This window comes from Pseudomonas sp. SJZ079, assembly GCF_007993865.1.
In the GTDB taxonomy this organism is placed as follows: domain Bacteria; phylum Pseudomonadota; class Gammaproteobacteria; order Pseudomonadales; family Pseudomonadaceae; genus Aquipseudomonas.
The window spans coordinates 84,395-105,981 of record NZ_VIUH01000018.1 but is presented as its reverse complement, the minus strand read 5'-3'; the positions used below and the strand labels follow the sequence as shown (position 1 = coordinate 105,981).

The 21,587-nt window shown below is 63.6% G+C and carries 15 protein-coding genes and 2 pseudogenes; 12 read left to right on the top strand and 5 right to left on the bottom strand.

Annotated features, from left to right (window positions below):
* Nucleotides 1-433: 433 nt before the first annotated feature.
* Together FBY03_RS23520 and FBY03_RS23515 are read left to right on the top strand one after the other, a co-directional pair.
* Nucleotides 434-1,210: pseudogene (locus FBY03_RS23520) on the top strand (cache domain-containing protein); the annotation flags it as partial.
* Between the two features lie 666 nt (nucleotides 1,211-1,876).
* Nucleotides 1,877-2,392 (top strand): annotated as a pseudogene (locus FBY03_RS23515) (methyl-accepting chemotaxis protein); the annotation flags it as partial.
* Here FBY03_RS23515 and FBY03_RS16370 read toward each other — a convergent pair.
* The gene (locus tag FBY03_RS16370) at nucleotides 2,389-3,285 is read right to left on the bottom strand and encodes a LysR family transcriptional regulator ArgP (protein WP_147173427.1); all 897 of its coding nucleotides are present in this window, start codon (nucleotides 3,283-3,285) and stop codon (nucleotides 2,389-2,391) included. The pseudogene FBY03_RS23515 and the gene FBY03_RS16370 overlap by 4 nt on opposite strands.
* 95 nt (nucleotides 3,286-3,380) lie before the next feature.
* Between FBY03_RS16370 and FBY03_RS16365 the strand changes: the two genes are divergently transcribed.
* From FBY03_RS16365 to FBY03_RS16350, 4 genes are all read left to right on the top strand, one after another.
* Nucleotides 3,381-3,782 (top strand): ACT domain-containing protein, encoded by a 402-nt coding sequence (locus FBY03_RS16365; RefSeq protein ID WP_147173426.1) that lies wholly within the window; start codon nucleotides 3,381-3,383, stop codon nucleotides 3,780-3,782.
* Nucleotides 3,783-3,787: 5 nt separating this feature from the next.
* Nucleotides 3,788-4,399 carry a LysE/ArgO family amino acid transporter gene (locus FBY03_RS16360; protein ID WP_147173425.1) on the top strand — a complete coding sequence of 204 codons (612 nt, stop codon included), beginning with the start codon at nucleotides 3,788-3,790 and terminating at the stop codon, nucleotides 4,397-4,399.
* Nucleotides 4,400-4,588: 189 nt separating this feature from the next.
* Complete coding sequence (gene sodB, locus FBY03_RS16355) at nucleotides 4,589-5,170, top strand: superoxide dismutase [Fe] (protein WP_147173424.1); 582 nt, start codon at nucleotides 4,589-4,591, stop codon at nucleotides 5,168-5,170.
* 533 nt (nucleotides 5,171-5,703) lie between these two features.
* Nucleotides 5,704-7,767, top strand: a complete 2,064-nt coding sequence (locus tag FBY03_RS16350) for a bifunctional diguanylate cyclase/phosphodiesterase (protein WP_147173423.1) — start codon at nucleotides 5,704-5,706, stop codon at nucleotides 7,765-7,767.
* Nucleotides 7,768-7,870: 103 nt separating this feature from the next.
* Here FBY03_RS16350 and FBY03_RS16345 read toward each other — a convergent pair whose 3' ends face one another.
* Both FBY03_RS16345 and FBY03_RS16340 read right to left on the bottom strand, forming a co-directional pair.
* Nucleotides 7,871-8,761, bottom strand: coding sequence for a GIDE domain-containing protein (locus tag FBY03_RS16345; RefSeq protein ID WP_147173422.1), 891 nt, complete (start codon nucleotides 8,759-8,761; stop codon nucleotides 7,871-7,873).
* A 3-nt stretch (nucleotides 8,762-8,764) separates the two neighbouring features.
* Complete coding sequence (locus tag FBY03_RS16340) at nucleotides 8,765-9,337, bottom strand: LemA family protein (RefSeq protein WP_147173421.1); 573 nt, start codon at nucleotides 9,335-9,337, stop codon at nucleotides 8,765-8,767.
* A gap of 198 nt (nucleotides 9,338-9,535) precedes the next feature.
* Here FBY03_RS16340 and FBY03_RS16335 point away from each other — a divergent pair, with 198 nt between their 5' ends.
* From FBY03_RS16335 to FBY03_RS16310, 6 genes are all read left to right on the top strand, one after another.
* Complete coding sequence (locus FBY03_RS16335) at nucleotides 9,536-10,870, top strand: imelysin family protein (protein ID WP_147173420.1); 1,335 nt, start codon at nucleotides 9,536-9,538, stop codon at nucleotides 10,868-10,870.
* A gap of 152 nt (nucleotides 10,871-11,022) precedes the next feature.
* Complete coding sequence (locus tag FBY03_RS16330) at nucleotides 11,023-12,435, top strand: di-heme oxidoredictase family protein (protein WP_147173419.1); 1,413 nt, start codon at nucleotides 11,023-11,025, stop codon at nucleotides 12,433-12,435.
* Between the two features lie 10 nt (nucleotides 12,436-12,445).
* A complete protein-coding gene (locus FBY03_RS16325; protein WP_147173418.1) occupies nucleotides 12,446-13,507 on the top strand; it encodes an imelysin family protein in 1,062 nt (353 codons plus the stop codon).
* Between the two features lie 9 nt (nucleotides 13,508-13,516).
* On the top strand, nucleotides 13,517-14,614 hold the full coding sequence (locus FBY03_RS16320; RefSeq protein WP_147173417.1) for a DUF1513 domain-containing protein: 1,098 nt from the start codon (nucleotides 13,517-13,519) through the stop codon (nucleotides 14,612-14,614).
* Between the two features lie 190 nt (nucleotides 14,615-14,804).
* Complete coding sequence (locus FBY03_RS16315; protein ID WP_147173416.1) at nucleotides 14,805-15,950, top strand: efflux RND transporter periplasmic adaptor subunit; 1,146 nt, start codon at nucleotides 14,805-14,807, stop codon at nucleotides 15,948-15,950.
* A 28-nt stretch (nucleotides 15,951-15,978) separates the two neighbouring features.
* Complete coding sequence (locus tag FBY03_RS16310; protein WP_147173415.1) at nucleotides 15,979-19,032, top strand: multidrug efflux RND transporter permease subunit; 3,054 nt, start codon at nucleotides 15,979-15,981, stop codon at nucleotides 19,030-19,032.
* A 60-nt stretch (nucleotides 19,033-19,092) separates the two neighbouring features.
* Here FBY03_RS16310 and FBY03_RS23510 read toward each other — a convergent pair whose 3' ends face one another.
* The gene (locus FBY03_RS23510) at nucleotides 19,093-19,221 is read right to left on the bottom strand and encodes a hypothetical protein (RefSeq protein ID WP_371920785.1); all 129 of its coding nucleotides are present in this window, start codon (nucleotides 19,219-19,221) and stop codon (nucleotides 19,093-19,095) included.
* A gap of 696 nt (nucleotides 19,222-19,917) precedes the next feature.
* Nucleotides 19,918-21,564, bottom strand: a complete 1,647-nt coding sequence (gene groL / locus FBY03_RS16300; protein WP_147173413.1) for a chaperonin GroEL — start codon at nucleotides 21,562-21,564, stop codon at nucleotides 19,918-19,920.
* Nucleotides 21,565-21,587: the final 23 nt, after the last annotated feature.

The following is a 21,587-nucleotide window of genomic DNA, read 5'->3' as shown; positions in this document are numbered from 1 at the left end:
ACCAGCTCAGCCTTCGGTCGGCCTGTTCTCATAGCCCCGCCTCCGCCCCTCAATACACTCGATTAATAGTAGTTATTTGAGGGACGGAACACTAGGGGCCCGCTTGAGGGGAAACAGCAACGCCCCCCCACAGTGAACCGCTCGGACTCGCAACGGCAGCGCTCAGGCCCCCTGCGCCGCCACACGAGTTGCGCAGCGCTGCACAGCCGAGCGCCACGCTCGGCCTGCCTCTCCCACGAGTCGCCCCTGACTCCGTCCCCTCGCGCCTAGGCGTATTCACGGTGCCTGTGGCGCTTTCGCTGTCGCGCCTGCACAACACGCCTGGGCCGATTCGATCAGTATTTTTTACGATCGTTAATTTAATTGCACGAATATTGCAGGATTTCAAACACCCATAGCGATCTGTCACTCTTCTACCCACGGAGCCCTATCCATGTCGTTACGCCTGAAGCTTGCGCTGAGTTACCTGATTATTGGTCTGCTTCCGGTCTTGGCCATGGCGTTCACCGTGTACCACCAGGCCAGTCAGGCGCTCCAGGAGCAGACGCTGAATGCCTTGGAAGCCGTAGCGAATATCAAACAACAACAACTGCAGGACAACTGGCAATCCCGGCGTAACCAGCTCAATACCCTGGCCCGCAACCTCGGCGCCAGCTATCTCGGTTTGGACAGCCAGGCACTGATCAGCGCCGCCAACTATGATCGGGCGATCTTCGAGAACTTCATTGCAACCTTCGGCTACCGCGAACTGAAACTGATCTCCAGCGAAGGCAAGGTGGTGTTCAGCGTGTTGCGCGGTGATGACTACCAGCAGAACCTCAACGACAGCCGCTGGCGCGATACGCCCATGGCCCGTCTGGCCCTGCTTGGTCTGCACAGCCCGCAGGCGCTGATCGGCGACCTGGACGTCAACCCGCAAACCGGTGAGCCCAGCCAGTTCCTGGTCGCGCCGGTGCTCAGCGAGGGCGAGTTGCAGGCCCTGCTGATGCTGGAGTTACCCATCGCCCCACTGAACAGCGTGATGCAAACCCGCCAGGGTCTCGGTGACGCGGGTGAAACCTATCTGGTCGGTGCCGACGGCCTGCTGCGTTCCGACTCGGTGCGCTTCGCCGAACAGCAGGTCCTGCGCGGCGAGCGACAGGCTTCGCCACTACTCGGCCAGGCCATCAACCTGGCGCTGCAAGGCCAGCAGGGCCGCCTGAGCGAACCGGGGCTCGATGGCCTGCCCGCGCTCAAAGCCTTTGTCCCGCTGCAGGTCGGCGAGCAACGCTGGGCGCTGATCGCCGAGATGGATCAAGCCCAGGCATTTGCCCCGGTACGCGGACTGATGTGGCAGGTGCTCCTGCTGGGTCTGGCGACCATCGCGGCAGTGCTGTTGGCCACCTGGCTGATCAGCCGCAGCGTGATGCGCCCGCTGGGCGGCGAACCGAGCAGTATGGCCGCCCTGGCGCGACGTCTGGCAGCCGGTGAGCTGCATATAACCAGCGGGGAGCAGAACCACAGCGGTTTGATGCAAGCCTTGCATGAGATGGCCGCCGCCTGGCGCGAGGTAATCGAACGCCTACGCCAAGCCAGCCAGGCGGTGGGTGATGCCAGCGGTGACATTCTCGGCGCCGCCGGACGCACCAGCAGCAGCCTCGATCAGCAGCAGGAAGCACTGGAAATGGTGGTCAGCGCGGTCGACCAGATGGCCGCAACAGTGCAGGAGATCGCCGCCAGTGCCAGCCAGAGCGCCGATGGCAGCGCCGCCGCCCGCGAGGCCTTCACCACCATGCAGGCCACCCTGCAACGCATGATCGGCCGCCAGGATCAACTCCTCGGCGGCTTGCGCCAGGCCGACCACGTGGTACAGGCGCTGGCCGGCGACAGCCAGCAGATCGGCTCGGTGCTGGAGGTGATCCGTGGCATCGCCGAACAGACCAACCTGCTCGCCCTCAACGCCGCCATCGAAGCCGCACGCGCCGGCGAACAGGGCCGCGGCTTTGCCGTGGTCGCCGACGAAGTGCGCAACCTGGCCATGCGCACCCGCACCGCCACCGAAGAGATCGTGCAGATCATCGGCGCGCTCGGCGACTCCTCCAGCGAGGCACTGACCAGCATGCAGGGTTCCACCGAGCAGGCCCGCGCCCTGGAAGACGAAACCCAAGCGGTGCTCGGCTCCCTCAACCACCTCGACGACTCGCTGCAGAGTGTGCATGCCCTGGCGTTCCAGATTGCTGCCGCCGCCGAGGAGCAAGCCTCAACCACCCAGGAGGTCAATCAGCACATGCATCGCCTGCACGCCATGACCGGAGAGAACCGGCAGACCGCCGCGCACACCCGCGACTGTGGCGAACACTTGCAGAAGGTAGCGGGAAGCCAGGAGCAATTGGTGGCGCATTTCCAGCTTTAGCCGTCGGGCGCAACCAGCCAGACGCGCGCTGCGCGCTGCAGATGACCGGTGAGGGTGGCCAGTAACTCACCGCCGCTGCGCCAGTGATGCCAGTACAGCGGTACGTCCAGCGGACGCTCGGGGATTATTTCGACTAACGCGCCGCTGGCCAGCTCTTGCTCGACCTGCAGCTCGGGCACCAGCCCCCAGCCAAAGCCCGCGCAGGCCAGGCGCACGAACCCCTCCGAAGACGGACACAGGTGGTGGGCGAAACCGCCTGGTACGCCCAGTCCGGTCAGGTAGCGATGCTGCAACAGATCGTCCGGGCCGAAGACAATCGCCGGAACCCGGGCCAGTTGCTGCGCCTCGACCCCGTGGGGGAAATGCCGAGTGATGAACGCCGGACTGGCCAGGGCGCGGTAACGCATAGCCCCCAGTGCCAGTGACCGCGCCCCTGCGACCGGGCGCTCGGCGGCACATACGCAAGCCGCCACTTCGCCCGCGCGCATGCGCTTGAGGCCGACGTCCTGATCCTCCACCACCAGATCCAGCAACACGCCATGGTTGGCGCAAAAATCGCCCACCGCCTGTGCCCACCAGGTGGCCAGGCTATCGGCATTCAGGGCGATGCGCAGACGTTCGGGCAGCCCTCCTTCATCCAGTGCCGGCACCTGCCCCTGCAGGTCGCGCTCCAATAGTCGTACCTGCTGCACATGGTTGAGCAGGCGCCGGCCGACGTCAGTCGGTACCGGGGGCGTCACCCGCACCAATACCGGCTGGCCGACCCGGGCCTCGAGCAGCTTGATCCGCTGCGACACGGCCGACTGCGACAACCCCAGTACCTGGGCGGCCCGCTCGAATCCGGCCTGCTCCACCACTGCGGCCAGGGCCGCCAACAACTTGTAGTCGAACAAATCAGTTTTCCTAATGATAGATCAGCATGATTTGTTTCTCTTATACAGCCACGCACAGCAGACTGGCTACCTCCCCACCACTCAAGGACATCCTCATGACCGGCGAGACTTCGCTCCCCACGCTACTGCGGAGCATGAGCCCAACCCTGAACGACGGCGACTACGTGTTCTGCTGCCTGGCAGATGCCACGCCACCGGCGAACCTGCAAGCGCTCGGCAGTTTCCGCGAGCGCGAGGGCCTGAGCCTGATCCTGCCGCGCCAGCAGGCCGAGCGGCTGGGCCTGGCGTTCGACTATATCGCCGCCTGGATCACCCTCGAGGTGCACTCGGCGCTCAATGCGGTCGGCCTCACCGCCGCGGTGGCCAGCGCCCTGGCCGACCATGGCATCAGCTGCAACGTGATCGCCGGTTACCACCACGATCACCTGTTCGTCGCTAAAACCGATGGCCAACGCGCCGTGGCAGTGCTGCAACAACTGGCCAAGCAGGCGGAGTGACAAGCATGTGGCAGAGCTATTTGAACGGTTTGCTGATCGCCGCCGGACTGATCATCGCTTTGGGCGCACAAAACGCCTTCGTCCTGGCGCAGAGCCTGCGCCGTGAACATCACCTGCCGGTGGCGGTGCTCTGCGTACTCTGCGATGCCCTGCTGGTCACCGCCGGGGTGTTCGGCCTGGCCAGCCTGCTAGCGCAGAACCCGACGCTGCTGACCATCGCCCGCTGGGGCGGCGCGGCTTTTCTGCTGTGGCTGGGCGTTCAGGCGCTGCGCCGCGCGCTGCACCCGCAGGCACTGAGCCAGGCCAGCCAAACCGGCCCGCGCTCACGCCGTGCGGTCCTGATGACGGCCCTGGCGGTGACGCTGCTGAACCCCCACGTCTATCTGGACACCGTACTGCTGATCGGCTCCCTCGGCGCGCAACAGGCGGTGCCCGGCGCCTACGCGCTGGGCGCCGCCAGTGCCTCGCTGATCTGGTTCTTCAGCCTGGCGCTCGGTGCCGCCTGGCTGGCGCCCTGGCTGGCGCGCCCGGCGACCTGGCGCCTGATCGATCTGGCGGTGGCCTTGATGATGTTTGCCGTAGCCGGGCAATTGCTGAGCAATCCCCCAGGCGCTTGAGCCTACGCAGAGCTGCGCGCGAAAAGGCCCTGGCACCGGCTTTTCCACACAGTTGCTGCGTGGTTATGGCGGAGACCCGGTGCTATGATCTCGGGTCTGCGGCGCAAGGAGGACAAACTCCCGCCGCTTGTCTGGCCGCCCGTGATCGGCCTCGCGCTCAACGCACCTGTCCTGATTAGGAGATAAACCATGGCTTTCGAATTGCCGCCGCTGCCGTACGAGAAAAACGCCCTCGAGCCACACATTTCCGCCGAGACCTTGGACTACCACCACGGCAAGCACCACAACGCCTACGTGGTGAACCTGAACAACCTGGTGCCCGGCACCGAGTTCGAAGGCAAAACCCTGGAAGAGATCATCAAGACTTCCTCGGGCGGTGTTTTCAATAACGCGGCACAAATCTGGAACCACACCTTCTACTGGAACTGCCTGAGCCCGAACGGCGGCGGCCAACCGACTGGTGCCCTGGCCGACGCGATCAACGCGGCCTTCGGTTCCTTCGACAAGTTCAAGGAAGAGTTCAGCAAGACCTCCATCGGCACCTTCGGCTCCGGCTGGGGCTGGCTGGTGAAGAAGGCCGACGGCTCCCTGGCCCTGGCCAGCACCATCGGCGCCGGCTGCCCGCTGACCAGCGGCGACACCCCGCTGCTGACCTGCGACGTGTGGGAACATGCCTACTACATCGACTACCGCAATGCCCGTCCGAAGTATGTCGAGGCATTCTGGAACCTGGTCAACTGGGACTTCGTAGCCAAGAACTACGCAGCCTAAGCGTTTAGGTGCAGGTACGAAAAACCCGGTTTAGACCGGGTTTTTCGCTATTGGCAGGTGCTGCGCCACTCGCGCCCCGGTTACCACCTGTTCACGCGGCGGATGGCCGTAATGCCAAAAAAGCTACTCCTCCAGGAACACCCCATCGTCCCGACGCAACCGCCCCCATGCAGGCCCGCCGACCAGAGCCCAATCCTGAGCATCGACGCCAGCAACAGCTGCAGTTAGCTCGGTCGCGACAGGCGCAAATTAACGCACCTGCATCGGCCCGAGCCAGTTAAACGCTTCCGCCTGTCACTGGACAGGCTACCGCAAGGCCCTGTATCAAATGCTAAAGTGCCGAACGGTACTCAAGTCCGCGCCACATTGCACCGACACACTGATACAAGGTCAACGCCCGCCGACCCCCGCACCCTTGCCGTGCAGTCGGTCGGCAAGCGCCCGATTGGAGTAATGGCCCTTTGACGGCAACCGCGAGTTTGCTAATACTCACACCCGTCTGATGCCTCAGGTATCGAACAAGGAATCGTCACTTGAAGCTGGAACTCAAGAACAGCCTGTCCCTAAAATTACTGCGCGTCGTATTGCTCTCGGCCCTGGTCGTCGGGGTGGTATTGAGCTGCGCGCAAATAGTCTTCGACGTGTACAAGACCCGTCAGGCGATAAACAACGACGCCCAGCGGATTCTCGGCATGTTCCGTGACCCCTCGACCCAGGCGGTGTACAGCCTGGATCGCGAAATGGGCATGCAGGTCGTCGAAGGCTTGTTCCAGCACGAGTCCGTGCGCGTCGCCGCCATCGGCCACCCCAACGAACCGATGCTCGCGGAAAAATCGCGCAAGCCGGTGCAGCTGCCCACCCGCTGGCTGACCGACCCGATCCTCGGCCAGGAACAGCACTACACCACCAAATTGGTCGGCCGCGGCCCCTACAGCGAGTATTACGGCGACCTCAGCATCACCCTCGACACCGCCCCCTATGGCGAGGACTTCGTCACCAGTTCGGTGATCATCTTCATCTCCGGCGTGCTCCGCGCCCTGGCCATGGGCCTGGTGCTCTACCTGGTCTACCACTGGATGCTGACCAAACCGCTGGCGAAAATCATCGAGCACCTGAGCAACATCAACCCGGACCGGCCCAGCGAGCACAAGTTGCCGATGCTCAAAGGCAACGAGAAGAACGAACTCGGGCTGTGGATCAATACGGCCAACCAGCTGCTCTCCTCCATCGAGCGCAACACCCACCTGCGCCGCGAAGCGGAAAACAGCCTGCAACGCCTGGCCCAGTACGACTTCCTCACCGGTCTGCCGAACCGCCAGCAATTGCAGCAGCAACTCGATCAGATCCTCGAAGATGGCGGTCGCCTGCAGCGACGGGTCGCGGTGCTCTGCGTGGGTCTGGACGACTTCAAGGGGATCAACGAACAGTTCAGCTACCAGACCGGCGACCAGCTGCTGCTGGCCCTGTCAGACCGCCTGCGCAGCCACAGCGGTCGTCTCGGCGCCCTGGCTCGACTAGGCGGCGACCAGTTCGCCCTGATCCAGGCCAACATCGAGCAACCCTACGAGGCCGCGGAGCTTGCCCAAAGCGTGCTGGACGACCTGGAAACGCCGTTCATGCTCGATGACCAGGAAGTCCATCTACGCGCCACCATCGGCATCACCCTGTTCCCAGAAGACGGCGACAGCACCGAGAAGTTGCTGCAGAAAGCCGAGCAGACCATGACTCTGGCCAAGAATCGCTCGCGCAACCGTTACCAGTTCTATATCGCCAGCGTCGACAGCGAAATGCGCCGGCGCCGGGAACTGGAGAAAGACCTGCGCGAGGCCCTGACGCAAAACCAGCTGTACCTGGTCTACCAACCGCAAATCAATTACCGCGATCATCGGGTAGTCGGCGTCGAGGCCCTGTTGCGCTGGCAGCACCCGCAGCACGGTTTGGTCCCGCCGGATCTCTTCATTCCACTGGCCGAGCAGAACGGCACCATCATCGCCATCGGCGAGTGGATTCTCGACCAGGCCTGCCGCCAGTTACGCGAATGGCTCGACCAGGGCTTCAGCGACCTGCGCATGGCGATCAACCTGTCGACCGTGCAACTGCATCACGCCGAACTACCGCGCGTGGTCAACAACCTGATGCAGGCCTATCGCCTGCCGCCACGCAGCCTCGAGCTCGAAGTCACCGAGACCGGTCTGATGGAAGACATCAGCACCGCCACCCAGCACCTGCTCAGCCTGCGCCGCTCCGGTGCGCTGATCGCCATCGACGACTTCGGCACCGGTTACTCCTCGCTGAGTTACCTGAAGAGCCTGCCACTGGACAAGATCAAGATCGACAAGAGCTTCGTCCAGGACCTGTTGGAAGACGATGACGACGCCACCATCGTGCGCGCCATCATCCAGCTCGGTAAGAACCTGGGCATGCAGGTGATCGCCGAGGGCGTGGAAACCGCCGAACAAGAGGCCTACATCATTGCCCAGGGCTGCCACGAAGGTCAGGGCTATTTCTACAGCAAACCGCTGCCAGCCCGCGAGCTGACCCTCTACCTCAGGCAGGCCCGGCGCCTCAGCACCGAAACCAACTCAGCCACGCTGTAACTGCCCATCAAAAGCCCGCTGCGGCGGGCTTGTGATTTTCGCAGAGCCGGCCATCCCCACTTGCGCATCGCAGGCCAGCGCAGCACTAGCGCCTGGTCGAGCGCTACGTCACCCCCAGCAACCAGGCCGCAGCCAAGGCCCCGGCCAGGCACAGCACGGCGCCACCGGCGGCCTGCCAATAAAACTGCCGCGCCAGCTCGTCCTCCCCGGCGCACGACAGGATAAACGGCATCGCTTCACGCGGCTGGCCCAGCTGGTGCTGCGCAGGCTGCAGACTCTGTCGGCGGTGGCGATCTTCGGCCTCCAGCTGCGCGGACAGACGCACACGATTCCATTCCTGCGGGTCGAGCTGGCCATTGTTATCGCTGTCGAAGCGCTGCAGCAAACCGGCGAAATCGCCCTTCCACTCGCGGATCACCGCGCCCTGTGCCGTGCTCAGATCAAGGCCCTGGCGGCCACCGCCGCTGCTGCGGAAATCGCCGATGGCATACAGCGGCTGCCCGGCATGCAGGCGCTCCTCGGTGTAGCGATAACGCTTGCCACTGCTCAGCAAGCCCAGCCAGCCGCTGTTCACCGGCCCGCGCGGATGGCGCAAGTGGCCCTGCCATACCTCGCGCGTGGAGGGGCGCACTTCGGCACCGCGCGGGTTGATCAGACAATGACCAGTGCCGTCGTCCAACCGCAGCCAACTCTCGCAACTGCCGCTTTCCAGGATCCGCCAGCTGCGTTTCTTGTCATCGTCCCGGTATTCCTCGATCTTGAAACGCCACCACAGGCAGGGCTTTCCGCTCAGCGGCGCGACTATCACGCTGTCCGGCTGTGGCTGCAATACACCATAGAACTCGGCATAGCCCTGCGCCGCCGAACGGATTTTCGAGGTCGGCGTATCCAGCAGATGGCGTGCCTGGACCAAGCGCCGCAGGCACCACCAGCCACCGCCGGCCGTTGCGCCGACGCTGAGTGCCAGACCGATCAGCAACCCGTCGATGGCCACGCCTCAGCCGAACAGGGCTTTGAGGTCGACGTCGGCCTTCTCCGCCTCGCTGAACTCCAGCAGTTCCCTGGAGTTGAAGGCAAAGGCCCGAGCGAGCAGCACATCGGGAAACTGCTCGATGCGCACGTTGTTCAGGTTGACCGCCTCGTTGTACAGCTCGCGGCGGTCGGCGATGCCGTTTTCCAAACCACTGATGCGCTGCTGCAGGTGCTGGAAATTGTCATTGGCTTTCAGCTGCGGATAGTTCTCGGCCAACGCGAACAGCTGCCCGAGACCGGCCCGTAAACCACTTTCCGCCTGGCCGAGGGCGCCGATGTCGCCCTTCTCGCGGGCACTGGACACGGCCTGACGCGCGGCGATCACCCGCTCCAGGGTGGTGCGCTCATGCAGCATGTACTGCTTGCAGGTCTCGACCAGCTTGGGCAACTCTTCGTGGCGCTGCTTGAGCAACACATCGATATTGGCCCACGCCTTGCTCACCCCATGCTTCAAGCGCACCAGGCCGTTGTAGAGGATCACCGCGTAGGCGGCGGCGAGAATCAGAACCACGATAACGGCGACACTGGTCAGGCTCATGCAGGTTTCTCCATCTCAACTGCAGGGTTGGAGGCGGCATTCTAGTGGCAGCAGGCCATCCAGGCCGAGAAATTGCGCACGCTCCACCCGACAATTCCATCACGGCCCTTTACACATAATGCAAATCTTTCGCATTATGGTAGCGTTTTACAGGTACTGCCGAGTGCCTCTCTCACTTACCTCGCAAAGGATTTCGTCATGATTCGTATGCCCCTGGCCTCCGCCAGCCTGCTGGCTATCGCCATTTCTCTCGCCGGTTGCGGCGAAGAAAAGACTGCTGCCACCCAGACCACGGCGTCCGTCGCCACTGCCGCCAGCGCCCCGGCCGCCGCTACGAGCCAATTCGACGAAACCGCCGCCAGCGCAGTAGTCGTGCATTACGCCGACCTCGCCCTGGCGGTATTCAGCGACGCGGCCAGCACCGGCAAAACCCTGCAAAGCGCCATCGACGCGCTGCTCGCGCAGCCCAACGCTGACACCCTGAAAGCCGCTCGCGAAGCCTGGCTGGCAGCTCGCGCGCCCTACATGCAGAGCGAAGTGTTCCGTTTTGGCAACGCCGTGGTGGATGACTGGGAAGGCCAGCTGAATGCCTGGCCGCTGGACGAGGGCTTGATCGACTACGTCGCGACCGACTACCAGCACGCCCTGGGCAACCCCGGCGCCAGTGCCAACATCATCGCCAACAGCACGATCCAGGTCGGTGAAGACAAGCTCGATGTGAGCACTCTCACCCCCGACACCCTGGCCAGCCTGAACGAGCTGGGTGGCTCCGAAGCCAACGTCGCCACCGGCTACCACGCCATCGAATTCCTGCTCTGGGGCCAGGACCTGAACGGCAGCAACCCTGGTGCCGGCGAGCGCCCGGCGACTGACTTCGTGGTCGGCGATGGCGCCACCGGCGGCCACAACGAGCGCCGCCGTGCCTACCTGAAGGCCGCCGTTGACCTGCTGGTCACCGACCTGGACGAGATGGTCGGCCAGTGGCAGCCCGGCGTGGCCGACAACTACCGCGCCAGCCTGGAAGCCGACTCGGCGGCAAACGGCCTGCGCAAGATGCTCTTCGGCATGGGCAGCCTGTCCCTCGGCGAACTGGCGGGCGAGCGGATGAAGGTCGCCCTGGAAGCCAACTCCACCGAAGACGAGCAGGACTGCTTCAGCGACAACACCCACAACTCGCATTTCTACGACGCCAAAGGCGTGCGCAACGTCTACCTGGGCGAGTACCGCAAGGTCGACGGCAGCACCCTGCAAGGCCCAAGCCTGTCCTCGCTGGTGGCCAAGGCGGACGCCCAGGTCGACGCCACCCTGCAAGCCGACCTGCAAGCCACCGAAGGCAAGCTGCAAGCCATGGTCGACAGCGCCAACGGTGGCCAGCACTTCGATCAACTGATCGCGGCTGACAACAGCGCCGGTCAGCAGATCGTCCGCGACGCCATCGCCGCCTTGGTCAAGCAGACCGGTGCCATCGAGCAAGTTGCCGGCAAGCTGGGCATCGGTGACCTCAACCCGGACACCGCCGACCACCAGTTCTAAGCAACCCGCGCATCACGCCGATGCCTGTCAGGGCATCGGCTTTTTTATGCCTGCGGCTTTTTGCCCTATCGCTAACGCAAATCCGTCTTATTTAAATTCAGCCAAACTGATAAGCTTACCCGCCTCGAAATTGCTGCCGCGGATATTTGTCGATGCTTGCGCTGTCTCGTCGCCTGCTGCCCTTCCTGGCCTTGGCCCTGGCTGCCTGTGACCAGTCGCCGCGCTTCACCCAGGCCGAGCCCGGCGAAGCCCTTTCCGCCGGGAGCGCCACGGTATTCAAGCGCGACCACAACGCCTTCTCCCTGCCGTCCGCCAACCTCTCGCCGCTGCGCCGCCTGGACTTCAGCGTCGGTAACAGTTTCTTCCGTAATCCCTGGGTGATTGCCCCCTCGACCACCATCGCACGCGACGGCCTGGGTCCGCTGTTCAACACCAATGCCTGCCAGAACTGCCATATCAAGGACGGTCGCGGCCACCCGCCTGGCCCGGATGCGCTCAGCGCCGCCTCGATGCTGGTGCGCCTGTCGGTGCCGGCCACCGGCGCACAGGCCGACACCTTGCAACGCCTAGGGGTTATCCCCGAGCCCACGTACGGCGGTCAGCTGCAGGACATGGCCAATCCCGGCGTTGCCCCCGAAGGCAAGGTGCGCATCCGCTATAGCCCGCTCACGGTGCAATTCGCCGACGGCAGCCAGGTCGAGCTGCGCCAGCCGACGCTGGCAATCAGCCAGTTAGGCTACGGCCCCCTGCACCCGCAGAGCTTATTCTCCGCACGGGTCGCCCCGCCGATGATCGGCCTCGGCCTGCTCGAAGCCATTCCCGAGGCTGCACTGATGGCCCATGCCGATCCGGACGACACCGACGAGGATGGAATTTCCGGGCGGGCCAATCGGGTCTGGGACGATGTACGGGAAAAGACCGTACTCGGGCGCTTCGGTTGGAAGGCCGGGCAACCCACGCTGAACCAGCAGAACGCGCACGCCTTTGCCGGCGACATGGGTTTGACCAGCAGCCTGATGGCGAGCGATGACTGCACCGCCTGGCAAACCGCGTGTCGTAATGCGGTCAACGGCGGCGAGCCCGAAGTCAGCCCGGAGCTGCTCGCCAGCGTGCTGTTCTACACCCGCAATCTGGCCGTGCCGGCCCGCCGCGATGTCGACGCGACGCAGGTCCTGAGTGGCAAGGGCCTGTTCCACCAGGCCGGTTGCCAGAAATGTCATGTGCCCAGCTTTACCACCGCCACCGAGGCCGCCGAACCCGAACTGGCCAAGCAGTTGATCCGCCCCTATAGCGACCTGCTGTTGCACGACATGGGCGAGGGCCTGGCCGATAATCGCGGCGAGTTCCTGGCCAACGGTCGCGAGTGGCGTACCGCACCGCTGTGGGGCATCGGCCTGACCGAGGCGGTCAACGGTCATACCCAGTTCCTGCATGACGGCCGCGCGCGTAATCTGCTGGAGGCCATTCTCTGGCACGGCGGCGAAGCCGAAGCGGCCAAGCAACAGGTCCTCACCTTCACAGCCGAAGAGCGCAGCGCGCTCTTGGCGTTCTTGAACTCGTTGTAAGGAGCCACGCATGACTCGTTCGCCGCTTACCCTCGCCCTGCTGGGCCTGGCGCTCAGCGCCTGTACCCCCAGCGACCCGCAGCAGCAACTCAGCACGACCCTGACCGATGGCGTACTGCTGCCGGCTTACAGCGCCTGGGTTGAGACCGACCGGCAACTGGCCGCCAGCGGTCAGGCCTTCTGTGCCGGCGAGCAAACCTTGGCCGACGCACGCCAGGCCTTCGTCACGGCGCAAAGTGCCTGGTCCGGACTGCAGCCCCTGCTCATCGGCCCCCTGGCAGAGGGCAACCGCGCCTGGCAGGTGCAGTTCTGGCCGGACAAGAAAAACCTGGTGGCACGCCAGGTCGAAGGCCTGATCAAAAGCAAGCCCCAGCTGACCCCGGCCGACCTGGATAAATCCAGCGTGGTCGTGCAAGGACTGACTGCCTATGAATATCTGCTGTTCGACCCGGCCATCGACCTCAGCGAATCCGCGCAGAAAACCCGTTACTGCCCTTTGATCGTGGCCATCGGTCAGCACCAGCAAGCGCTGGCGAGCGACATCCTCAGCCAGTGGCAAGCCGCAGACGGCATGGCCGCCCAGCTGAAAAACTTCCCGAATACCCGCTTCGCCGACGCCCCGGAAGCCGTGGCAGAGTTACTGCGCACTCAGGTCAACGCCCTCGATGGCCTGAAAAAGAAACTCGGCACCCCGCTCGGCCGGCAGACCAAGGGCACGCCACAGCCCTACCAGGCCGAAGCCTGGCGCAGCAACGCCAGCCTGGCCAACCTGGCCGCCAGCTTGGCCAGCGCCGAACGGATCTGGCACGGCGCCGAACAAGATGGCTTCCAGAGCCTGCTGACCCAGGAACAGAGCGAGCTGGGACAACGCATCGATGCCGCCTACGCCGACACTCGCCAGCGCCTCGCAGCCCTGCAACGGCCGCTGGCCGATCTGCTTGGCGATGACAGCGGGCGAGCCGAGCTGAATGCGCTATACGACAGCCTGGGCGCCCTGCATCGCCTGCATGAGGCCGAGCTGGCGAAGACCCTCGGCATCCAGCTGGGCTTCAATTCCAACGACGGAGACTAGAGCGTACCCATGAAGCGTAGAGCCTTTATCGGCCTCGCGGCCGCGACCCTAGCCGCCAGCGCCTTGGGTGGCTGGACGCTGGCCCAGCACGGCCGCCAGCCGCTGCTCCTGTCCGCGCGCAACGATGCTGCCGGCAAGCACTATGCCGTAGGCTTCCGCCTGGACGGCACTCAGGTCTTCGCCACCCGGGTCGACGAGCGCTGCCACGATGTGGTGGCGCACCCGAGCCTGCCGCTGGCGCTGTTCGTCGGCCGCCGGCCCAGCACCCAGAGCTACCTGATCGACACCCGCGACGGCCGCCTGCTGCAAACCCTGCAGTCCCCGCCCCAGCGGCACTTCTACGGCCACGCGGTATTCCACGCCAGCGGCGATTGGTTGTACGCCACCGAAAACGATACCTCCGACCCCGGCCGCGGAGTGATTGGCGTCTATCGCCTGGAGGGCCAGCAACTGCGGCGCAGCGCTGAGCTGTCGAGTCACGGCCTCGGCCCGCACCAGCTGCTGTGGCTACCCGATGGCGAAACCCTGGTGGTGGCCAACGGCGGCATCCGCACCGAGGCCGACAGCCGGGTGGAAATGAACCTCGACGCCATGCAGTCCAGCCTGGTGCTGCTCAAGCGTGACGGCACATTGCTCAGCAAAGAGCAGCTCCCCCAACGCATGAACAGCGTGCGCCACCTCGCGGTCGCCAGCGACGGCACGGTGGTCAGCGGCCAGCAATACATGGGCGAAACCGGCGACATGGCTCCTCTGCTGGCCATCAAACGTCCCGGACAAGCCTTCCAGCCCTTTCCGCTGGCCGAAGCGCAACGCCTGGCGATGCACCAGTACACCGCCAGCGTGGCGATCAACAGCGAGCTGCGCCTGCTGGCCCTGACCGCGCCGCGTGGCAACCGGGTCTTCATCTGGGACCTGGACAGTGCCGAGCTGCGCCTGGATGCAGCGCTACCCGACTGCGCCGGCGTCGGCGCGGTGGCCGAGGGCTTCGTGGTCAGCGCCGGCATTGGCCGCTGCCGTCTTTACGACTGCCGTACGACACAGATCCTTGCTCAGCCGCTGCAACTGCCGACAGGGCTGTGGGACAACCATCTGCGTCTGGCGAGCTGAGTGCCGCCCAGATAAGCCCCGGCCGCTGCGCCGAGTAATACTCGCGCAGCGGCCGCCGGGCATTTCAGCACCTGCATAGTGCTGCGTAAGCTTTCGCCAAGCCCCTTCTTTGACTTGCTCAGGCAGGGGTACTAATGTGCTTTCCTTGCCTATTCCCAGGCCCCCACTTGTCTTGCCAAGGAACCGGAATATGTTGCTCCGCCGCATGCTGATCATGCTGGGCGTCGTAGCCCTCGTGGTGCTCGCCCTCGCTGCCTACAAAGGCTGGTCCATTTACCAGCAGGTCCAACAGTTCTCGCAGCCGCAACCGGCTATCAGCGTGGCCGCAGAACCGGCCGTGGAACGTCCCTGGCAGAGCCGCTTGCCGGCCATCGGCACACTCAAAGCCTTCCAGGGCATCGACCTGACCGTGGAAGTCGGCGGCATCGTCCGCGAAGTGCTGTTCAGCTCTGGCGAAAAGGTCGAGCGCGACCAGCCGCTGCTGCAGATGGACAGCGAGGTCGAGCGGGCCATTCTGGCGACCTCCGAAGCCGAAAGAGGCCTGGCCCGTGTCGAGTTCGAACGCGGACGCAGCCTGGTCAGCCGGCAGAACATCTCCAAGAGTGCCTTCGACACGCTCTCCGCCGAGCTGCAAAAAGCCAACGCCAGCGTCGCCCAGCTGCAGGCGCAACTGGCGAAGAAGCGCATCCTCGCGCCCTTCGCCGGCACCATCGGCATCCGCCAGGTGGACCTCGGCGACTACCTGGCGCCCGGCACCGCCATCGCCACCCTGCAGGACCTGTCCAAGCTCTACGTCGACTTCTTCCTGCCCGAGCAGGTCGTACCGCAACTGACCGTCGGCGAGCGTGTGCGCTTCAGCGTCACGGCCTACCCGGGCGAAGTATTCGAGGGGAAGATCGCTGCGATCAATCCCAAGGTCGAAGACACCACACGCAATGTCCAGGTACGCGCCCAGCTGGATAACCCCGACGACAAGCTGCTGCCAGGCATGTTCGCCAACCTGGAGGTGCTCCTGCCGGGTGAGCACCGGCGCGTCGTGGTGCCGGAAACCGCCATCACCTACACCCTCTACGGCAATTCGGTTTACCTGATCGAGGAGCAAAAAGACTCGGAAGGCCAGCTGGTCAAAGACCCGCAGGGGCAAACGCAGCTCGTCGTGGAACGTCGCTTCGTCGAGACCGGTGAGCGTCGCGAGGGGCAAGTGGTGATTAGCAAGGGCTTGCAGGCCGGCGAACGGGTAGTCACCGCCGGCCAGCTCAAGCTGGACAACGGCGCCCACGTCACGCTCGCCGAAGCCCCGGCCGATGTGGCCAGCCAGCCCAGCGCCGAACACTAAGCCGACACGGGCGTAAAGGAACTTACCTATGGCTTTTACCGATCCCTTCATCCGCCGGCCGGTGCTGGCGACCGTGGTCAGCCTGCTGATCATCCTGCTCGGCCTGCAGGCCTTCAGCAAACTGACCATCCGCCAGTACCCGCAGCTGGAAAACGCCCTGATCACGGTGACCACCGCCTACCCCGGGGCCAACGCCGAAACCATTCAGGGCTACATCACCCAGCCGCTGCAGCAGAGCCTGGCCAGCGCCGACGGCATCGACTACATGACCTCGGTCAGTCGGCAGAACGTGTCGATCATCTCCATCTACGCGCGCATCGGCGCCGACAGCGACCGTTTGTTCACCGAGTTGCTGGCCAAGGCCAACGAGGTGAAGAACCAGCTGCCGCAGGATGCCGAAGACCCGGTGCTGTCCAAGGAGGCCGCCGACGCCTCGGCGTTGATGTACATCAGCTTCTACAGCGAGCAGCTGTCCAACCCGCAGATCACCGACTACCTGTCGCGGGTCATCCAGCCCAAACTGGCCACCCTGCCCGGCATGGCCGAGGCGGAAATCCTCGGCAACCAGGTGTTCGCCATGCGCCTGTGGCTCGACCCGGTGAAACTGGCGGCCTATGGCGTCACCGCCAGCGACGTCAACGACGCCGTGCGCGATTACAACTTCCTCGCCGCCGCCGGCGAAGTGAAGGGTGAGTATGTGGTCACCAGCATCAACGCCGAAACCGACCTGAAGTCCGCCGAAGCCTTCGCCGCCATTCCCCTGAAGACCGTCGGTGACAGCCGCGTGCTGCTTCGCGACGTGGCACGGGTGGAGATGGGCGCGGAAAACTACGACTCGGTCAGTTCGTTCGATGGCATTCCTTCGGTGTATATCGGCGTCAAGGGCACGCCGGGCGCCAACCCGCTGGACGTGATCAAGGAAGTGCGCAGGCTCATGCCGGAGCTGCAAGCCCAGTTGCCGCCCAACCTCAAGGTTTCCATCGCCTACGACGCCACGCTGTTTATCCAGGCCTCGATCGACGAGGTGGTGAAGACCCTGTTCGAGGCGGTGCTGATCGTCATAGTGGTGGTGTTCCTGTTCCTCGGCGCGCTGCGTTCGGTGCTGATTCCGGTGATCACCATTCCGCTGTCGATGATCGGCGTGCTGTTCTTCATGCAGCTGATGGGCTACTCGATCAACCTGCTGACCCTGCTGGCCATGGTACTGGCCATCGGCCTGGTGGTGGACGACGCCATCGTCGTGGTGGAGAACATCCACCGGCATATCGAAGAGGGCAAGACGCCGTTCGATGCGGCCATCGAAGGCGCACGCGAGATCGCCGTGCCGGTGGTCTCGATGACCATCACCCTGGCCGCGGTCTATGCGCCGATTGGCTTCCTCGAAGGCCTCACCGGTGCCTTGTTCAAGGAGTTTGCCCTGACCCTGGCCGGCGCCGTGATCATCTCCGGCATCGTCGCCCTGACCCTGTCGCCGATGATGTGCGCCAAGCTGCTGCGCCACGACGAGAACCCCTCCGGGCTGGCGCACCGCCTCGACCTGATCTTCGACAAGCTCAAGCGCCGTTACCAGGGCGCCCTGCATGGCACCCTGGAAACGCGGCCGGTGGTCGTGGTGTTCGCCCTCATCGTCATGGCGCTGATCCCCGTGCTGCTCAATTTCACCAAGAGTGAGCTGGCGCCGGAGGAAGACCAGGGCATCATCTTCATGATCGCCAACGCCCCGCAACCGACCAACATCGAGTACCTGAACAAGTACACCGATGAGTTCGTAGCGATCTTCAAGGAGTTTCCCGAGTACTACTCGTCGTTCCAGATCAACGGCTTCAATGGTGTGCAGTCGGGCATTGGCGGCTTCCTACTGTCGCCGTGGAACGCTCGCGAACGCACCCAGATGGAGCTGCTCCCCGAAGTGCAGGGGCGCCTGGCGCAGATACCCGGCCTGCAGATCTTCGGCTTCAACCTGCCCTCCCTGCCCGGCACCGGTCAGGGCCTGCCGTTCCAGTTCGTGATCAATACGCCCAACGACTACGAGTCGCTGCTGCAGGTGACCGACAAGATCAAGCAGCGCGCACTGGAGTCGGGCAAGTTCGCCTTCCTCGACGTCGACCTGGCCTTCGACAAACCGGAAGTGGTGGTCGAGATCGACCGGCAGAAAGCCGCGCAGATGGACGTGTCGATGCAGGACCTCGGCTTGACCCTGGCCAGCCTGCTCGGCGAGGGCGAGATCAACCGCTTCACCATCGACGGCCGCAGCTACAAGGTGATCGCCCAGGTCGAACGTGCCTACCGCGACAATCCGGGCTGGCTCGGCAGTTATTACGTGAAGAGCAAGAGCGGCGCGATGCTGCCCCTGTCGACCCTGATCACGGTCAGCGACCGCGCCCGCCCGACTCAGCTGAACCAGTTCCAGCAGCTCAACTCGGCGATCATCCAGGGCGTGCCGATCGTCAGCATGGGCGAAGCCATCGACACCCTGCGGCAGATCGCCGACGAGGAAGCGCCGCAAGGCTACGCCTTCGACTACGCCGGCGCCTCTCGCCAGTTCGTGCAGGAAGGCAGCGCGCTGTACCTGACTTTCGGCCTGGCGCTGGCGCTGATCTTCCTGGTCCTGGCCGCTCAGTTCGAGAGCTTCCGCGATCCGCTGGTGATTCTGGTGACAGTGCCGTTGTCGATCTGTGGCGCGTTGATCCCGCTGTTCCTCGGCCTGTCCAGCATGAACATCTACACCCAGGTCGGGCTGGTCACGCTGATTGGCCTGATCACCAAGCACGGGATTCTGATCGTCGAGTTCGCCAATCAACTGCGCCGCGAGAAGGGCTTGTCGCGCCGCGCCGCCATCGAGGAAGCCGCGTCGATCCGCCTGCGCCCGGTGCTGATGACCACTGCCGCCATGGTATTCGGCATGGTCCCGCTGATCCTGGCCAGCGGCGCCGGGGCGGTCAGTCGTTTCGATATCGGCCTGGTAATCGCCACCGGCATGTCGGTGGGCACCCTGTTCACCCTGTTCGTGCTGCCGTGCGTGTACAGCTTGCTGGCCAAGCCCGATCCACAACCGACTGGGCAACTTGTCAGCGAACGCTGATCCGCCAGCACGAAAAAGCCCCGCAACTCAGCGGGGCTTTTTTTGGCTCGGGCACTCACCTCAGCCCTGAGGCCCCATGCCCTGGGACAGACCGAACATGAACAACAGCAGATCCTGGTCCGGCCGCAACTGCGGAGCCAGCTGCGCCTGTGGCGGCAGCGGACAGTAGCCGAGACCGTTGCGGGTCAAGACCTCTACACCAGGTTCGTGCCAGGCGGCTACCGCGAGCGAGGCAACGCCGAACGCAGCGACAAGGAACAAACTTCGTGCGATTTCTAGCTTCATTACTGCAACCTCTTGATAGCGCTGCCAAACGCTGTTTGCTAACCCTAGATCACTGAGTACCACAACGTCGATTTCAGCGACGAACGGCAACGCCTACAGCTGATTCGTCGACTGCTCGGCCAGCAGCAGTGTTGTGCCCGCTCACCGAGTGCCCGCGAATGCCAGCAGGCTTGGAACAACAGCGCACTCGAATAGTTCCGCCGATCACGCCACCCGACATGTCACGGGGCATCGGTTCACCCGCGAGCGGCGTTGCAGTAACACCCAACAGTCACCTAAGTGCCCAGTTGGGTCGCCGCCGTACCGCGGCACGGAGCAGCGCCTAAGCAACGGAGGGACGCCGCAAAAAAGCCCGCAAAGTCCTAAGCCTCAGCGGATAACCGCGTGCTAGAACCCACACCAGTGAAATCAATAGCCGAACGAGAGGACGCTGACACAACTAACTGCAGCCCAACGACGTGCAACAAACCGATAACGCTGAAATAGTTAAGCAAGTGGCGTACCCGATTTCCCCGCACACGCCCCAGTACACAAATAGCGGACATAAAAAAACCCCGCGACAGGCGCGGGGTTTTCGTACAGCTCAGGGAGCTGGGTGGCTTACATCATGCCGCCCATGCCGCCCATACCGCCCATGCCACCCATATCAGGCATGGCCGGCGCTTTGTCATCAGCCACTTCGGCGATCATCGCTTCGGTGGTGATCATCAGGCTGGCGATGGAAGCTGCTGCCTGCAGAGCCGAACGGGTGACTTTGGCCGGATCGAGAATACCCATCTCGATCATGTCGCCGTAGACGCCTGTTGCAGCGTTGTAGCCATAGTTACCCGAACCTTGCTTGACCTTGTCGACCACCACGCTCGGCTCATCGCCAGCGTTGGCGACGATCTGACGCAGCGGCGCTTCGACAGCGCGGCGCAGCAGAGCGATACCAACGTCCTGGTCGTCGTTGTCGCCTTTCAGGCCTTCGATGGCCTGCAGAGCACGTACCAGGGCAACACCACCACCAGGCACCACGCCTTCTTCGACGGCAGCACGGGTAGCGTGCAGGGCGTCTTCTACGCGAGCCTTCTTCTCTTTCATCTCGACTTCGGTGCCAGCGCCGACCTTGATCACGGCAACACCGCCAGCCAGTTTGGCCAGACGCTCTTGCAGCTTCTCTTTGTCGTAGTCGGAGGAAGTGTCTTCGATCTGCTTACGGATCTGCAGAACGCGCGACTCGATATCGGTGTGAACGCCAGCACCGTCGATGACCGTGGTGTTTTCCTTGCTCAGGATCACGCGCTTGGCGTTACCCAGGTGCTCCAGGGTCGCGCTTTCCAGGCTCAGGCCGATTTCTTCGGAAATCACGGTACCGCCGGTCAGAACGGCGATGTCCTGCAGCATGGCCTTACGGCGATCACCGAAACCCGGTGCCTTGACGGCAGCGACTTTGACGATGCCACGCATGTTGTTCACCACCAGAGTCGCCAGGGCTTCGCCTTCGACGTCTTCGGCCACGATCAGCAGCGGCTTGCCTGATTTGGCAACAGCTTCCAGCACCGGCAGCATTTCGCGGATGTTGGAGATCTTCTTGTCGACCAGCAGGATCAGCGGGCTGTCCAGCTCGGCGACCATGGTGTCCGGCTTGTTGATGAAGTACGGGGACAGGTAGCCACGGTCGAACTGCATGCCTTCGACAACCGACAGCTCGTTTTCCAGGCCCGAACCTTCTTCAACGGTGATCACGCCTTCTTTACCGACTTTTTCCATGGCTTCGGCGATGATGTCGCCGATGGAGTTGTCGGAGTTAGCGGAGATGGTACCCACCTGAGCGATGGCCTTAGTGTCGGCGCATGGCTTGGACTGCTCTTTCAGCTGAGCAACGATGGCGATAGTCGCCTTGTCGATGCCGCGCTTCAGGTCCATCGGGTTCATGCCGGCAGCGACGGCTTTCAGGCCTTCGTTGACGATCGACTGAGCCAGAACGGTAGCGGTGGTGGTGCCGTCGCCCGCGTCATCGTTGGCACGCGAAGCAACGTCTTTGACCAGCTGGGCGCCCATGTTCTCGAAGCGATCTTTCAGCTCGATTTCTTTGGCAACCGAAACGCCGTCCTTGGTGATGGTCGGAGCGCCGTAGCTCTTCTCGATGATCACGTTGCGGCCTTTCGGGCCGAGGGTCGCTTTTACCGCGTCAGCCAGGACGTTTACACCGGCCAGCATTTTCTTACGGGCGGAGTCGCCGAATTTGACTTCTTTAGCAGCCATGGAATTTGATCCTCAATTCTTTA